This window comes from Pseudofrankia inefficax (assembly GCF_000166135.1).
GTDB lineage: Bacteria > Actinomycetota > Actinomycetes > Frankiales > Frankiaceae > Pseudofrankia > Pseudofrankia inefficax.
The window spans coordinates 4,294,403-4,309,137 of the sequence record NC_014666.1; the positions used below are offsets into that span (position 1 = coordinate 4,294,403).

A 14,735-nucleotide genomic window follows, 5' to 3' on the forward strand; every position below is an offset into this window, starting at 1 on the left:
GCCATTCGACCTACGGGTGAGCGGGTCGAACGGCGGCCCCCGAGATCACGGGAGACAGCGATGCCCCGATTCATGTTGATCATGCGCGCCACCGACGAGGCCCTGGCGCAGATGATGGCGACCCCGTTCGAGGAGATGCTCGAGAAGGTCGGCCGGTTCAACGAGGAGATGATCAAGGCGGGGGTGCTGGTCGCCGCCGAGGGCCTGGACGATCCGAGCCAGGGTGTGGTGGTCGACTTCAGCGGCGAGACGCCGGTGGTCACCGACGGGCCGTACGGCGAGACGAAGGAGCTGTTCGGCGGCTTCTACGTCATCGACGTCGCCTCGAAGGCGGACGCGGTCGAGTGGGCCCGGCGCCTGCCGGCGATGACCGGCTCGAAGTGCGAGATCCGCCGGGTGCCGACCATCGACGAGTTCCCGCAGGACAACGAGTGGGTCATCAAGGAGCTGGCGTGGCGCGAGCGGACCGGCCAGGTCTGATGCCCGTGGCGACCGACGGCCCGCCGAGCGAGTCCGCTCGGCGGGCCGTCGAGGCCGTCTGGCGGATCGAGTCCCCGCGCATCGTCGCCGCGCTCGCCCGCTACACCGGCGACTTCGCCCTCGCCGAGGACGTCGCCCAGGAGGCCCTGGCGGAGGCCCTGGTCAGCTGGTCGCGCGACGGGGCGCCGACGAACCCGGTGGGCTGGCTGCTCGCGACCGCGCGGCGGCGCGCGATCGACGGTTTCCGCCGCAGGTCGGCCCTCGACGAGCGGTACGCCACCTTCGCCAGGGAGCTCGGCGAGGGCGAGGCGAACGCCGGCGCGACGCCGCGGGGCCGCTCGGATGACCTGCCCTGGGACCCCGACCGGATCGATGACGACACGCTCGCCCTGATGTTCATCTCCTGCCACCCGGTGCTCTCGCCCGAAGCGCGCGCGGCCCTGACGCTGCGCGCGGTCGGCGGCCTGCGCACGGAGGAGATCGCCCGGGCGTTCCTCGTCCCCGTGCCGACCATCCAGGCGCGGATCACCCGGGCGAAGAAGACGATCGCCGCGGCCGGTGTGCCGTTCGAGCTGCCACCGGCCGAGCAGCGGCGCGAGCGCCTCGGCGGCGTCCTGAGCGTGCTCTACGTGATCTTCACGGAGGGCTCGACGGCCACGGCCGGCGACCGGCTGCTGCGCCCGGAGCTCGCCCACGAGGCGATCCGGCTGGCCCGGATGCTGTCCGCGCTGCTGCCCGCCGAGCCGGAGGTGTTCGGTCTGCTCGCCCTGTGCGAGCTCACCGCGGCGCGTTTCCCGGCGCGCACCGGGCCCGACGGCGAGCCGGTGCTCCTGGAGGACCAGGACCGCCGGCTGTGGGACCGGTCCGCGATCCGGCGCGGCCGGGCCGCGCTCGCCCGCGCCACGGCGGTCGGGCGCGGCCTCGGGCCCTACGGGCTGCAGGCCGCGATCGCCGACTGCCACGCGTCGGCGCCGTCCGTCCCGGACACCGACTGGGAACGCGTCGTACTCCTGTACGAGGCGCTCGGCCGGGTGGCGCCCTCGCCGGTCGTCGAGCTCAACCGGGCCGTCGCCGTCGCCATGGCGCACGGTCCGCGCCAGGCTCTGGAGATGGTCGACGAGCTGGTCGCCTCCGACCGGCTGTCCGGCTCCCATCTGCTCCCGAGCGTCCGCGGCGAGCTGCTCACCCGGCTCGGCCGGACCGAGGAGGCCCGTGCGGAGCTGACCCTCGCCGCCCGGCTGTGCCGCAACACCCACGAACGGTCAGTCCTGCTCCGCAAGGCCGCCGCCCTGCCCTGACGGAACCGCGCGCCGGGCCTCGCGGTCCGTGTCCGGGTGTCGCGGCCTCGTCTATCCTGGGCGAATGGTCACCATCCGGCGCCGGGGCTTCGGCGCGCTCTGGGTGGTGGCGTTGCTCGTGGTCGGCCTGTGGGGCGCGGACACGAGCGGGGCCGGTTCCGGTGTGGGTGTCTCGGGCCGGGCGCTGGCCGTCGTCTCCACGGTCGCGGGCCACCACGCGGATGTCGTCTTCCCTCGCGTCGACGGCCACTCGGTGGTGTCGGCGAAGCTGGCTCAGGATCACCCGGGCGCCTCGGCCGTCGCGGCCGAGCTCCTCGCGCTCCTGCTGCCCGGCTACGTCTGGTGGCGGCGCGGCGTCGGCCGGGGTGGCGGGCCGGATCAGCACGCCGGCGTGCTGGGTGCCCGCGGCCCACCCGCCAGCCTGGCGACGCCCCGGTAGACCCCTGCGCCCTGCTCGCCGCCTGCGCGAGCGAAGGCTCGCCGCCGGCCCAGCCCTCCTTGTGAGCGGCCGGTGGCGCGGGCTCCTGCCCGCTGACCGGCGTCGCGTCGCCCTTCAGATCGACCTGCCGCGCGTCCGGCCCTGCCGGATGCCGCGCGAGCGACGCCACGCGGTGTCCCGAGACGCTGACGGCGATCTTGCCGCCGTCGGGCGGTGTCTCGTCGCGCGCTGTGCGCCTTTTCACGCTCACCTGCCGGCCGACCGTTCGAGGGTCGGGCCGTCGTAGCCGCGTCGGCTGACGCGCGTCCTCTCGTCGCGCGAAGCCGAGGCGGTCACCCACGCCTTGCCTGGTGCTGTCCGTCCGTGACGGGCCGCGGCCAGGGACATCGTCATGGAGGAGAATCTTGCACTCAGGACTCGAATGGGGCCGTGTGCTGATCGCGGTCCTGCTTCTCGGTTGCCTGTTCGCCGTGCCCGCGATCGTCGTCCTGCGCGACCAGCGCAGGGATCTTCGCCGGTTCGGCCCGGGTTCGCTGTCGCGGCCCGTTCGCTACACCCCGGAGGGGAAGTCGTTCCGCGAAGGGCTGCCGTTGCCTCCGGCTGGCGGCCTCGCTGACCGGACGACCGGCGGCCCTGCCGACCGGGCCGCCGACGACCTGCTGACCAAGCCGCTGCTCGGCGGCGGCGCTGTGCTCAGACCGACCCCCGGTGCCGAGGTCTCCGCGACGAGCACGGCTGCTGAGCGCCGATGAAGGGCGAACCCGTGGAGATCGAGGAGACCGCGCTGCCCGGGATCGGGTTGCGGCATGAGTTCACGACGCGGGCTGGGCGTCGGGTGGGGGTGGTGTCGCATCACAAGGGCCGCCGCGAGCTGGTGATCTACGACGCGGAGGATCCGGACGCGGTGGCGGACGCGGTGGCGTTGACGGCGGAGGAGGGCGATGTGCTCTCCGAGCTGTTGGGGGCGCCGCACATCGTGGAGAAGCTGGCGAATCTGAACAAGGTGTTCGCGGGTCTGGTCGGGGAGCGGATTCGGATCTCGGCGGATTCTCCGTACGCGGGTCGGCCGTTGGGTGACACGCAGGCCCGGACGCGTACCGGTGCGTCGATCGTGGCGGTGGTGCGTGATCAGGAGGTTCTTGCCTCGCCTCGTCCGGATTTCCGGTTCGCGCCGGACGACGTGGTCGTGGTCGTCGGGACGCCGGAGAACACCGCCGCCGTGGCTGACCTGTTCCGCACCGGCTGACCTGACACGGAAGGGGCCACCGCGTGCATGACATCGCTTCCGTCTTCATCGAGCTCGGCGGAGTGCTGTTCTGCCTTGGCATCATTGGGCATGTCGCCGCTCGGATCGGGATCTCGCCGATCCCGTTCTACCTGCTCGCCGGCCTCGCGTTCGGCCACGGCGGCCTGCTCCCGCTCGGCGCCAGCGAGACCTTCATCGAGACCGGCGCCGAGATCGGCGTCGTCCTGCTCCTGCTCACCCTCGGCCTGGAATACACCGCCGACGAACTGATCCACGGCCTGCGCCGCCAAGCCCCCGCCGGCGTCCTGGACCTCGTCCTGAACGCCGCCCCGGGTGTGGCGGCCGCGCTGCTGCTCGGCTGGGGCGGCCGCGCGGCCGTCGTCCTGGGCGGCGTCACCGCCATCTCGTCGTCCGGCATCATCGCCAAGGTCCTCGGCGACCTGGGCCGCCTCGGCAACCGTGAGACGCCGGTGGTGCTCTCGGTCCTCGTGCTGGAGGACCTGGCGATGGCGGTGTACCTGCCGATCCTCACCGCGCTGCTGGCGCACCAGACGGTCGCCCGCGGCTCGCTGACGCTCGCGGTCGCGCTCGGGGCGCTGGTGGGGGTGCTCTACGTGGCGCTGAAGCACGGAGCCAAGGTCACCCTGCTGGTGTTCAACCCCAAATCGGATCGCAACGACGAGATCCTGCTGCTGCGGGCACTCGGGCTCGCCCTGCTCGTCGCCGGCGTCGCCCAGCGCCTCGACGTCTCGGCGGCCGTCGGCGCGTTCCTCGTCGGCATCGCCCTCTCGGGCCCGGTCGCCGAGAGCGCCACCGAGGTGCTGACCCCGCTGCGGGATCTGTTCGCCGCTGTGTTCTTCGTCTTCTTCGGACTGCAGACCGACCCGGCCGCGATCCCGCCGGCGTTGGCCGTGGCGTCGCTGCTGGCGATCGCCGGTGTCGCGACGAAGGTCCTCACCGGGTGGTGGGCGGCGCGGCGGGCGGGGATCGCGACCCTCGGCCGGTTCCGGGCCGGGGCCGCGCTGGTCGCCCGCGGCGAGTTCTCGATCGTCATCGCCGGCCTCGCCGTCGCCGCCGGGGTGAACCCGAAACTGGGGCCGCTCGCCGCCAGCTACGTGCTGCTGATGGCCGTCCTCGGCCCGCTCGCCGCCCGGTTCGCCGAGCCCGTCACCCGAACCGCGCTGCGCCGTCGGCGCCGCGCACCCCCGGCGGCGGTCTCCGAGGTCTCGGAGGCCGCCGGTCACAACCACCAGAGGGCCGAAACGGCGATCACGGGGACGCCGGAACCGTCGAGCCCGACCGGAGGCGGCGCTAGGCGCGGGTGATGACGGTCTTGCCGCGCAGCGCGGCCCACGCCTGGGGCGCGGACTCCCAGTCGGCGACCGTCTCGACGGCTGGCAGCAGGTCCAGCCCGGTGGCGAGCAGCTCGAGGACGCGGGGGATGTCGGCGCGGGCGTTGGCGCGCCCGGTGACGAAACGGATGCCGCTCATATAGAGGTCGAGGATCGGCAGCGGGAAGGTCCCGCCGTAGTAGATGCCGGTGTCGGTGCAGAGGCCGAACGGCCAGGTCGCCTTCAGCGTCGCGGCCAGGCTCGCCGGGTTGGCCGAGGTGCTGACGGTGATCGGGTAGGGGTCCGCCTGCGGGTCGGGCAGCGCGGCGTCCACCGGGCGCGCGCCGAGTCGCTCGGCGGCCCGCAGGCGCTGCGGGTCGGTGTCGACGTAGTCGACGCGCGCGCCGAGCGCGACGGCGAACGCGGCGGCGTAGACGCCGACGGACAGCCCACCGGTCACCAGGACGCGACGGTCGGCCTCGTCGAGGGCGGCGAGCTCGTCGGCGTGGGGGCCGATCGTTCGCCACCCGTCGGGGATGTTGTCCGACATCGACGCCACCGCGATCGGGTCCAGGCCTGCCGGCAGCGGGATGAGCATGGCGTCGGCGTACGGGACCGAGACGAGGTCGGCGAGGAACCCGCCGGCGTCCAGACCGGCGATCGAGCCCAGCCCGTACATCGCCAGGGGTGGGACCGAGCCACAGCTGCCCGTGACACCGCGCCGGCATTCGCGGCAGTGCCCGCAGCTCAGCTGGAACGGGACGATGACGCGCTCGCCGGGCCGCACCCGGGTGACGGCGTCTCCTACCGCGACGACCTCGGCGACGCCCTCGTGGCCCTGGGCGTAGCCCGGCGGCAGCAGTGCGCGGGACTGGGCGACCGCGACGTCGAGGTCGCAGCAGGCGACCGCGAGGGGGCGCACGATCGCCTGGTCCGGGCTGACGAGCTCGGGATCGGCTGCGTCGTGCCAGCTGTAGTGGCCGGGGGCATCCAGGACGAGTTGCCGCACGACGTTCCTCGATTCGAGAAAGGAGCACACCTGTCGGCTCCGAGTGGACGGGACCACGTCCGCCGCGGCCGTAGCCACGCCTTCCGCCCTGGCTATAACGACTGTCATAAACCGCGGTCGACGGTACTCTATGACGACCGTTATAGCCAGAGAGAGGGCGCCGAGGGCCATGCCGATCCCGCCGTCTCGTCAGCGGATCGTCGCGGGAGCGGCCGACATGATCCGTCGCCGGGGCCTCAACGCCACCAGCATCCGCGAGGTCGCCAAGCACGCCCAGACCCCGCTGGGCTCCACCTACCACTACTTCCCCGGAGGGAAGCCGCAACTGGTCACGGAGGCGGTCCGTTTCGCCGGCGAGACCGTCACCACGACGCTGCGCACGATGCTGCGGGCCGGGCCGGTCGACGGGCTCGGCGCCTTCTTCGACCTCTGGCGCCAGATCCTCACCGGCACCGATTTCCAGGCTGGCTGCCCCGTCCTCGCGGTCTCGATCGAGGAGCCCGCGGACGACGCGCGTTTCACGGTCCTGGCCGCGGCGGCGGACGTGTTCGGCGCGTGGGAGGACCAGCTAGCCGAATCGCTGCGACTGCACGGCGCCGACCCCGCGGACGCCGAATCGCTCGCCACGCTCGTCATCGCCGCTATCGAAGGCGCGGTCGCCATGTGCCGCGCCCAACGCAGCACCCGAACACTCGACCGCGTCGCCACCCAGGTCGACACACTGATCCGCGCCGCGGTCGACCGCTGACGCCTGGCAGCTCCCGGATGCCGGCCGAGCCCCTTCCGCGCTGACGCTCCCGTGTCGCCTTGATCGGTGCGGAGGCTTCGACGGTCAGGGCCGGTTCGGGACTGTCATCTCGCCGAGTTGGGACCAGTCGTCGCCGGGGACGGTCACGTTCACGATGCGCGGGGTCTCCACGAGATGGTCGGGCAGGGTCCGTCGCGCGGCGAGGAAGTGCGCCGACTGGACGTGGGCGGTGCCGGCCTCGTCGTCCCGGAACGCCTCGACCAGCACGTATTCGGTCGGATCCTCGAGGCTGCGTGACCAGTCGAACCACAGGCAGCCCGGCTCGCCGCGGGTGGCCTGGGTGAAGTCCTCGACGATCGCCGGCCACCGGTCCGCGTCCGCGGGCAGCACCCGGAACCTGACGACGATGAAGATCATCTGACTCCTCCGAGGTGTGCGTGGGCCCGCGAGCGCACCCTGGGCGGCCACGGCGGTCCCGATGGTGACCATCGCGACCATTGTGACCCACCGCGAGCGGTCCTCCGGGCCAGGCCGCGTGCCTCGTGTCCGCCGGCCGCGGCCGGCGTGGCACGAGCCCGCCAGCCCAGGCCGAGCCCTTCCCTGCGCGCGCCGAGATGCCACCGGCGACGGGACCGGGTGATGTGTCCCCGCGGTCCCGTCGCGGACAACCGGTGTTCATCTTCGGCAGAACTGCCTGACGGGTGACGGACGGGCGGCGTTCCGCTGGGATTCATCGAATCGATCCGGATGCGGATCGGTGTTTGCCAGTAGCGTCGCGGCGTCCATCTCGGTCCGGTCAAAAGAGCGTTATGGCTATGCGTGAGGCGCCGGCGCGCGGAATCGCGCGGTGACTTCGTCGGCGAACAACTCGGCTCATGCCGCTCTCACCGGAAAAGCCAATCGGAGGACGTGAACAGCATGGACGGCAACAGCGGAGCCAGCTTCGACGACCCGGGGCCCGGCACCGACTACCGCGCCCCGCAGCCCTTCGTGGCGTCGGTCAACCGCCGCCGGTTCCTGCAGTGGGGCGGCGCGGTCGCCGGCGCGATGGCGCTGGCCGGACCTGGCGGCGTGGCCGAGGCCACGAGGGCCAGGGCGAGCGGGCTCGCGTCCAGCGCCACCGGGACGATCTCGGACCTGAAGCACGTGGTGATCCTGATGCAGGAGAACCGCAGCTTCGACCACTACTTCGGCAGCCTCCAGGGCGTCCGCGGCTTCGGCGACAAGCAGGCGTTCCGCTTCCAGAGCGGCAACACCATCTTCCAGCAGCCGGACACCGGCCGCAGCGACGGCGGCTACCTGCTGCCGTGGCGGATGAACTCCACGACGATGAACGCGATGAACGCCGGTGACCTGGACCATTCCTGGACCGGTGACCACAGCGCCCGCAACTCCGGCCTGTGGAACAAATGGGTCTCGGCCAAGGGCGAGCAGTCGATGGGTTACCTCACCCGCGCCGACCTGCCGTTCAACTACGCGCTGGCCGACGCGTTCACCATCTGCGACGGCTACCACCAGGCGATCATGGGTCCGACCAGCCCGAACCGGATGTACTTCTGGACCGGAACGTCGAGCGGGGCGACCACCAACCCCGCCGACTACACGGTCAAGTTCACCAATGTGAAAACCTATCCGGAACAGCTGACGGCGGCCGGCATCAGCTGGCAGGTGTACACCAACCACGAGGTCGGCGACGGCAGCGGCGCCGACGGCTGGGTCGGCGACTACGGCGACAACCCGCTGTGGTTCTACAAGCAGTACCAGACGTCGATGAAGGCCAACACGACCGCCGGCCAGCAGCTGGCGATCCGCGGGGCGGTCCAGCCCTGGCAGGCCAGCGCGGGCACCCCGCTCGGGCCGAACCACGTCAACCACGTCCTGGCCCAGTTCCTCGCCGACTGCGCGGCGGGCACGATCCCGCAGGTCTCGTGGATCGTCGCGCCCTACTCCTACTCCGAGCACCCCGCGGCGAGCCCCGCCTACGGCGCGCACTACACCCGGGCCGTCCTCGAGGCCCTGATGGGCAACCAGGCCCTCTGGGAGAGCACGGCACTGTTCGTCACCTACGACGAGCACGACGGCTACTTCGACCACGCCCTGCCGCCGGCGCCGGAGACGAGCTACACCAACGAGTTCATCAGCAGCCAGCCGATCGGCATGGGCACCCGCGTGCCGATGCTCATCTGCTCGCCCTGGACCCGGGGTGGCTGGGTCGACTCCAACACCTACGACCACACGTCGATGAACCGGTTCCTCCAGACCTGGACCGGGGCCCCGCTGGTGAACGTCACCGCCTGGCGCAACCTGGTCAGCTCGGACCTCACCGCGGCGTTCGACTTCGCGAACCCCGACTTCTCGATCCCGTCGCTGCCGGACACCGTGCCGCTGATCAACCAGTCGGACGCGGCGAAGTCCCTGCCGGCGGTCAAGCCGCCCGCCTCCGGCGCGCAGGTGGCGCCGGTCCAGGAGGCGGGCACCCGCCCGCACCGGCCGACGCGCCACATGCCGCACGCCGACGTCGCGGTCAACCGCTCCACCGGCGTGGTCACCGCCACCATGTCCAACTCCGGCAGCCTGGGCGTCTCGCTGTTCGTCTTCCCCGACCAGTACCTGACCGCCTCGGCGACGCCGTTCACCGTCGTCAACGGCACGAACAAGACCTACACCTGGAACACGTCGTCGACGTCCGCGAAGTACGCCTTCTCCATCTACGGGCCCGACCGGTTCGTCCGCTCGTTCGCCGGCAACGTGGTCGCGGCCAGCCAGAGCACCGGCGCGGTTCCGCAGGTGTCGGCGACCCCGGTCACGGCGGCGGCGGGCGGCGGCGTCGCCGTGCTCAAGATCGCCCTGGGCAACGCCGGGCAGCAGGCGGTCACCTACACCCTCACGCCCAACGACTACGCCGGCACGACCCAGACGGTCCCGATCGCCCTCAACGGCTCCGCCACGATCACCTGGCCCGTGGACGCCAACGGCTACTACGACGTGATCGTCAAGGCCGACACCGCTGACGGCTACACGCGCCGTTACGCGGGCCGCATCCAGTAGGAGCCGCGCGCCGGCTCACCTCGTGCTCGCGCGGGCGACGCCCCGGGCGAGTACGAGGTCGCCGCCGGCCGGGGCGGCGAAGAACTCGCTGACGCGAGCGTCGTCGACGTCGGCGAGCGTGCCGGGCGACCAGCGCGGCGACCGGTCCTTGTCGATGATCTGGGCGCGGATGCCCTCGGCCAGGTCGTGGTGGCGCAGGCAGGCGACGGAGACCCGGAACTCGCTCACCAGCGCGGCGTCCAGGTCCGCGAGCGCCGCCGCGCGGCGCAGCGCGGCGAGGGTGACGGTGAGCGCCGTCGGCGACTTCGCCGCGATCTCGTCCGCCGCCGCGGCGGCCGCCGGGTCGCCGTGCGCGCGCAGCCGGTCGAGGATGTCCGCGACGCTGCCCGCCGCGTAGCAGGAGTCGATCCAGCCGCGGGCGGCGGCGAGGGTCCCCTCACCCGGGGGCACGGCCAGCGTGGCGAGGGCGTCCGCCGGTGGCTTGCCGGCGACCAGGAGATCGACCAGCTCCGGCAGCCGGTCGGCGGGGACCAGGTGGTCGGCGAGGCCGCCGGCGATCGCGTCCGCGCCGGACAGCGTGCCGGCGGTCAGCGCGGCGTGGGTGCCGGTCTCGCCCGGCATCCGGGACAGCAGCCAGGTGCCGCCGACGTCGGGCACGAGCCCGATGCCGGTCTCCGGCATGCCGATCTTCGAGCGCTCCGTGACGACCCGGACCGAGCCGTGCGCGGAGATCCCGACGCCGCCGCCCATCACGAGGCCGTCCATCAGCGCGACGTAGGGCTTCGGGTACCGGGCGATCAACGAGTTCAGCCGGTACTCGTCGGCCCAGAAGCCGATCGAGGCGGTTCCGCCGGTCAGGGCGTCCTGGTGGAACAGCCGGACGTCGCCGCCGGCGCAGAGCCCGCGCGTGCCGGCGCCGTCGACGAGCACGCAGGTGATCGCGTCGTCGGCGGCCCAGTCGTCCAGCGCCTCGGTCATCGCTAGCACCATGGCGTGGGACAGCGCGTTGATCGCCTTCGGCCGGTTGAGGGTGAGGCGGCCGACGGAGCCCTCGACGCGGCGAATCACCTGGTCGGTGCCGTCAGCCGGCCTGGCGGCGGTGCTCATCGGGCCGCCGCCGGCACCGTGCGGGACACGGCCACCCAGCTGGTCCTGTTCGTGGCCTCTAGGGCGGGGCGCTCCCGGCGGTCTCGCACGATGACATCGTCGGCCAGGCCTGGGCAGACCCGCGCCGTGTCGAGACGGCGCTCACAGACGTCGCGCCGCGGCCGACCGTGGTCCGGACCGGGATTCCGGTGACTGGCATCACTCCTTGGGTCGCGGGCGGTAGCATTCGCCCGGCTGGTCGGGCGAGGGGTGGGGGAATTCGACATGACCCGTATCGGATTCGAATGGCAGTTCAAACCCGGACAACTCGCCATGAAAAGCATGGCCGGCGTCCAGCTCGCCCTGCCCTCGAAAAGTCTCGTGTTCCGGGCCGACGGCGTCGGGGTGAACATCGAGTCGGACTCCGGTGAGGTCGAAATCGTCACCGACCCGGTGGACGAATGGGACGACCTGGTTCCCCAGCTCGTTCTCATCGGTGACCTGATGAGCGTGCTGTCGAGCGTCGCGCCGGACCCGGCGAAGCTCACCAACCAGCGGGTGGCCGCGCTGCTGGCCCCGCTGTTCGGCCAGGGCCTGGCCGATCCGAGCGCCCGGTCCCGCCGGGGCGCCGGCCTGGTCACCGACGGCCAGCTGCTCGCGGTCAACGCCCAGGGGAACCTCCAGACGGCCCTCGCGGCACCCGAGATGAGGGTCAGCCTGCCGCACAGGGGAAAGCGGTCGCTCGTCTTCGCCGCGCCGGGCCCGGTGTACGACACGGTCACCGTCGTGGCGAACAACGAGGTGCGGCCCGTCCTGCTGCCGGCCAACACCAAGATCGCGATCGAGGCGACCGGCACCGTCATGACCGGGGTCGCGCAGTGCACGATCGACGCCGACCTGACCGACGTCGAGAGCCTGATCAGTCCCTACTACCCCGGCGTGACGGCGAAGGTCGACGGCTGGGTCGGCGCCAACAACGGGGTGACCTTCGAGCTGCGGGCCCTGTTCGCGCTGGTCGCCTACTACCTCCACGCTTTCAGCCAGCCGAGCATCAGGTACTCCAACGAGGGTCCCAAGACCGGGTTCAACCTGTTACCCCGGATGAATCTCCGCTCGATCTACCGGATGCTGCTCGACGACGACGACCGCACGGAATTCGACGCCGTCGTCCGCACCATTCCGGGCGCCGAGCTGAATGCCGTGGTCTGCCCCGAGGACTACAAGGCCGGCACCGACCGGATCGTCAACCCGTTGACCCTGGCGCAGTGGCTCACCTCGATCCGCAACGGGGACCTGGGCGCCGGGGTGCCGACGCTCGACCGCGACTACTCCGGTCTCGGGCCCCGGGGTGTGGACTACGACGCCATGTCGCCGCCGCTGGGTTATCCGGCCCACGCCCACCCGGCGCGCACCTCGACGTGGTTCACCTACGCCATGGGGCGGACCAACGCCGTCCCGGACGGCCCAGTCGTCCTCGAGTACCGGGACGTCCAGGCCTTCGGTGTGAAGAAGGAGTCGGTCACCTTCGAGCAGTTCGTCGACGTGGCCGCCAACGCCGCCCGCGCCGCCGGCGTCCAGGGCGTCCCGGCCTGACCGCGGTCACCAGGGGGGCGTGAGCGCTGCCGGGCCGACGGCGGCGCCCTGGGCGAGGTCGCAGCCGAGTGCGCGGATCCTGGCGAGCTGGGCCGGGGTGTCCACCCCCTGTGCCGCGACGGCGAGGTGCAGGAGGTCGGCGAAGCGGACGATGCCCGCGATGATGGCGATGCCGACGTCGCCGTCGTCCAGATTGTGGATGTGCCGGTCGCTGAGGCGGATGCCGCCGAGGCCCGGGGGAATGTTGTCCTTGGTGATCGCTCGGATCGGGCCCAGCTCGGTGAAGTCGAGCCGGGTCTCGACGCCGGCCGCGGCGAGGTCCCCGATGGCCGTGTTGACGTTGCGGTAGTCGAGCTGCCACATCGTGTCGGGGATGAGCACGCCGAGCCTGGGGCCGCGCGGATGGCGCGGTCCGGAACCCCGAACATGGCTGATGATCTGGTCCCGCAACGCGGACTCGCCCAGGCCGCGCTCGGAGATCCGGATCCACAGGTGCCGGCACGCGTCGTCGGCGTGCTCGCCGGCCGGGGCGTCGACCTCGCCCGCGTCGCCGAGCGGCGGGGGAGTGGGGGCCGCGTCGAGGGTGCGCAGGGCGCTGTCGACGAGCCACTGGTCGAGGTCGCCGCTCAGTCCCGCCTCGAAGGCGATCGGCTCGATCTCCTCCGGCCCGAGCAGGCGCCCGCCGGGCTGCGGCCAGCAGGGCACGGCCTCCGCGGCCGCCACCGTGCCGGAACTGGACGCGATCGGCTGGAACAGCGGCACCAGCCGCCCGGCGGCGACGGCCTGCCGCAGCTCCGTGACCCCCGCCAGGTGCGTCGCGACGGTCTCGCGGATCGTGTCGTCGTAGGCGACGCAGCGTCCCGGCCCACGGCGCTTGGCGGCGTACATGGCCAGGTCGGCGGCGTCGAGGACCTGTTCGGCGTCGGTGAGGTCGGGGCCGGCCAGCGCGATCCCGATGCTGGCGCCGACGCTGACCAGGCGGCGCAGCCGCACGGGCGGCGTGAGCGCGTGGATCACCCGCTCGCCGATGGCGCGCAGGTCCTCCAGGCCGCCGACTCCCTCGCACAACACGGCGAACTCGTCGCCTGCCAGCCTGCCGACGAGGTCGGTCGGGCGGCCCAGCTGGCGCAGCCGGCCGGCGACCGCCTGCAGAAGCTCGTCGCCGGCGTGATGCCCCAGCGTGTCGTTCACGGCCTTGAAGCCGTCCAAGTCGATGTACAGGACGCCGGTCCGGCGCGTGTCCGGTCGGCCCTGGGCCAGGCTTCGCCGGAGGTGATCGAGGATCGCGACGCGGTTGGGCAGGCCGGTGAGCGGGTCGTGCAGCGACCGGAACCGGGCGGCGTTCTCCATCCGGATGCGCAGCACCGCGGAGCCGAGGATCGCGACCACGGAGCGGATGAAGGCGACGTCGTCGCTGGTCAGGCCCGGCGCGGCGCGGCGGACGGTGACCGTCGCGACCGGCTCATCGGTGTGTCCCACGGGCATCCGGACGAGGGTGGGCGCCGCGTCCGCGTCCCGGCCGGCTTCGGCGTCGGGACCGGCCCGGCCGGCCGCGCCGTCAGGGCAGGGCTCCACCGTGATCCGGTCGGCGTTGACCTGATCGGTGAGCGCGCTGATGCCCAGATCCCACAGGGCCAGCTCGTCGCCGATCTCCAGGGCGTACTGCGCCAGGTTGGCGAGCGCCGTCTGGCGGGCCGTCCGGTCCAACAGCTCGGCGGTCGCCCGTTCGCGTTCGGTCACGTCGCTGACGACCCCACCGACCGCGGTCCGCCCAGCGGCGGACACCGGGACCAGGTGGACGTCGTACCAGCACCGGCCGGACGGCACCACGCTGTGGACGCGCTGGCCTCCCATCGCACTGCGCACCATCTCCAGGACGGCGGGCTCGTCGCCGAGCGCCTCGTGGAGGCCGGAGCCGGCAGCGTTCCCGGGCGACTCGCGGGCCGTTCCGGCGCTCGCCACCACCTGTCCCTCGCGATCGAGGAGGAACACCGAGACCGGAGTGCTGTCGAGCACGAGCTGGAGCTGCTGGTGGGTCGAGACGTACTCGGTGATGTCCTGGAGCTGCGTGAGGAAGCACCGGTCGCCGTCGATGGTGACGATGCCCCCCGAGGCGAGGACGTGAGCGACCGTGCCGTCGGGGCGCAGGAACCGGATCACCCGGCGGCCCGCCTCGCCGACGCGCCTCCAGGACTGCTGACTGAAGGCCGCGTTCAGCTCGTCGACCTGCGTCGGGTCGATCATCTCGCGCCAGTCCAGGCCGACGAGTTCGGCCTCGCTCCGACCGATCAGCGCGCAGGCCGCGGTGTTGACGCGGCGCAGCCGGCCGTCCGCGATGCGGGTGACTGTCAGACCGATCTGAAGCTGATGGAAGAGGTCGACGAATCCCATCTCCCGGTCGTGTTCGTCGCCGCCACTCGACACGTCGCCTCCCCGCCGATGGCAGGACGCCGCGCG

Annotated in this window: 13 protein-coding genes; 9 read left to right on the forward strand and 4 right to left on the reverse strand. The window is 72.4% G+C overall.

Annotation, left to right across the window (positions count from 1 at the left end; genetic code table 11):
• Positions 1-60 precede the first annotated feature (60 nt).
• From FRAEUI1C_RS17315 to FRAEUI1C_RS17340, 6 genes are all read left to right on the forward strand, one after another.
• Positions 61-480, forward strand: coding sequence for a YciI family protein (locus FRAEUI1C_RS17315; protein WP_013424611.1), 420 nt, complete (start codon positions 61-63; stop codon positions 478-480).
• Entirely contained in the window at positions 480-1,778 is a 1,299-nt protein-coding gene (locus FRAEUI1C_RS17320) for an RNA polymerase sigma factor (RefSeq protein WP_198318842.1), read from the forward strand. The genes FRAEUI1C_RS17315 and FRAEUI1C_RS17320 overlap by 1 nt, the downstream gene beginning before the upstream one ends.
• 64 nt (positions 1,779-1,842) lie before the next feature.
• The gene (locus tag FRAEUI1C_RS17325) at positions 1,843-2,217 is read left to right on the forward strand and encodes a hypothetical protein (RefSeq protein ID WP_013424613.1); all 375 of its coding nucleotides are present in this window, start codon (positions 1,843-1,845) and stop codon (positions 2,215-2,217) included.
• 404 nt (positions 2,218-2,621) lie between these two features.
• Complete coding sequence (locus FRAEUI1C_RS40230) at positions 2,622-2,969, forward strand: hypothetical protein (RefSeq protein WP_013424614.1); 348 nt, start codon at positions 2,622-2,624, stop codon at positions 2,967-2,969.
• Positions 2,970-2,980: 11 nt separating this feature from the next.
• Positions 2,981-3,463 (forward strand): cation:proton antiporter regulatory subunit, encoded by a 483-nt coding sequence (locus FRAEUI1C_RS17335; protein WP_041260965.1) that lies wholly within the window; start codon positions 2,981-2,983, stop codon positions 3,461-3,463.
• Between the two features lie 23 nt (positions 3,464-3,486).
• Positions 3,487-4,788 carry a cation:proton antiporter gene (locus FRAEUI1C_RS17340; RefSeq protein WP_013424616.1) on the forward strand — a complete coding sequence of 434 codons (1,302 nt, stop codon included), beginning with the start codon at positions 3,487-3,489 and terminating at the stop codon, positions 4,786-4,788.
• Here FRAEUI1C_RS17340 and FRAEUI1C_RS17345 read toward each other — a convergent pair.
• The gene (locus tag FRAEUI1C_RS17345; protein WP_013424617.1) at positions 4,775-5,803 is read right to left on the reverse strand and encodes a zinc-dependent alcohol dehydrogenase; all 1,029 of its coding nucleotides are present in this window, start codon (positions 5,801-5,803) and stop codon (positions 4,775-4,777) included. The two genes, FRAEUI1C_RS17340 and FRAEUI1C_RS17345, sit on opposite strands and share 14 nt — an antisense overlap.
• A 169-nt stretch (positions 5,804-5,972) precedes the next feature.
• On the opposite strand from FRAEUI1C_RS17345, the gene FRAEUI1C_RS17350 reads away from it, so the two are divergent.
• A complete protein-coding gene (locus tag FRAEUI1C_RS17350; RefSeq protein ID WP_013424618.1) occupies positions 5,973-6,551 on the forward strand; it encodes a TetR/AcrR family transcriptional regulator in 579 nt (192 codons plus the stop codon).
• Positions 6,552-6,635: 84 nt separating this feature from the next.
• On the opposite strand, the gene FRAEUI1C_RS17355 is transcribed toward FRAEUI1C_RS17350, so the two are convergent.
• Positions 6,636-6,968, reverse strand: a complete 333-nt coding sequence (locus FRAEUI1C_RS17355; protein ID WP_013424619.1) for a putative quinol monooxygenase — start codon at positions 6,966-6,968, stop codon at positions 6,636-6,638.
• A gap of 501 nt (positions 6,969-7,469) precedes the next feature.
• On the opposite strand from FRAEUI1C_RS17355, the gene FRAEUI1C_RS17360 reads away from it, so the two are divergent.
• Positions 7,470-9,599 carry a phosphocholine-specific phospholipase C gene (locus FRAEUI1C_RS17360; RefSeq protein WP_013424620.1) on the forward strand — a complete coding sequence of 710 codons (2,130 nt, stop codon included), beginning with the start codon at positions 7,470-7,472 and terminating at the stop codon, positions 9,597-9,599.
• Between the two features lie 15 nt (positions 9,600-9,614).
• On the opposite strand, the gene FRAEUI1C_RS17365 is transcribed toward FRAEUI1C_RS17360, so the two are convergent.
• Entirely contained in the window at positions 9,615-10,706 is a 1,092-nt protein-coding gene (locus tag FRAEUI1C_RS17365; RefSeq protein ID WP_013424621.1) for an enoyl-CoA hydratase/isomerase family protein, read from the reverse strand.
• 264 nt (positions 10,707-10,970) lie between these two features.
• Between FRAEUI1C_RS17365 and FRAEUI1C_RS17370 the strand changes: the two genes are divergently transcribed.
• Positions 10,971-12,278 carry a hypothetical protein gene (locus FRAEUI1C_RS17370; RefSeq protein WP_013424622.1) on the forward strand — a complete coding sequence of 436 codons (1,308 nt, stop codon included), beginning with the start codon at positions 10,971-10,973 and terminating at the stop codon, positions 12,276-12,278.
• 6 nt (positions 12,279-12,284) lie between these two features.
• Here FRAEUI1C_RS17370 and FRAEUI1C_RS17375 read toward each other — a convergent pair whose 3' ends face one another.
• Positions 12,285-14,702, reverse strand: coding sequence for a sensor domain-containing protein (locus FRAEUI1C_RS17375; protein WP_013424623.1), 2,418 nt, complete (start codon positions 14,700-14,702; stop codon positions 12,285-12,287).
• Positions 14,703-14,735: the final 33 nt, after the last annotated feature.

What these genes read in the sequence shown, in the direction of transcription:
- FRAEUI1C_RS17315 (WP_013424611.1), top strand. Translation starts at nt 61, where the DNA reads ATGCCCCGATTCATGTTGATCATGCGCGCCACCGACGAGGCCCTGGCG.
- FRAEUI1C_RS17320 (WP_198318842.1), top strand. Translation starts at nt 480, where the DNA reads ATGCCCGTGGCGACCGACGGCCCGCCGAGCGAGTCCGCTCGGCGGGCC.
- FRAEUI1C_RS17325 (WP_013424613.1), top strand. Translation starts at nt 1,843, where the DNA reads ATGGTCACCATCCGGCGCCGGGGCTTCGGCGCGCTCTGGGTGGTGGCG.
- FRAEUI1C_RS17350 (WP_013424618.1), top strand. Translation starts at nt 5,973, where the DNA reads ATGCCGATCCCGCCGTCTCGTCAGCGGATCGTCGCGGGAGCGGCCGAC.
- FRAEUI1C_RS17355 (WP_013424619.1), bottom strand. Translation starts at nt 6,968, where the DNA reads ATGATCTTCATCGTCGTCAGGTTCCGGGTGCTGCCCGCGGACGCGGAC.
- FRAEUI1C_RS17360 (WP_013424620.1), top strand. Translation starts at nt 7,470, where the DNA reads ATGGACGGCAACAGCGGAGCCAGCTTCGACGACCCGGGGCCCGGCACC.
- FRAEUI1C_RS17365 (WP_013424621.1), bottom strand. Translation starts at nt 10,706, where the DNA reads ATGAGCACCGCCGCCAGGCCGGCTGACGGCACCGACCAGGTGATTCGC.
- FRAEUI1C_RS17370 (WP_013424622.1), top strand. Translation starts at nt 10,971, where the DNA reads ATGACCCGTATCGGATTCGAATGGCAGTTCAAACCCGGACAACTCGCC.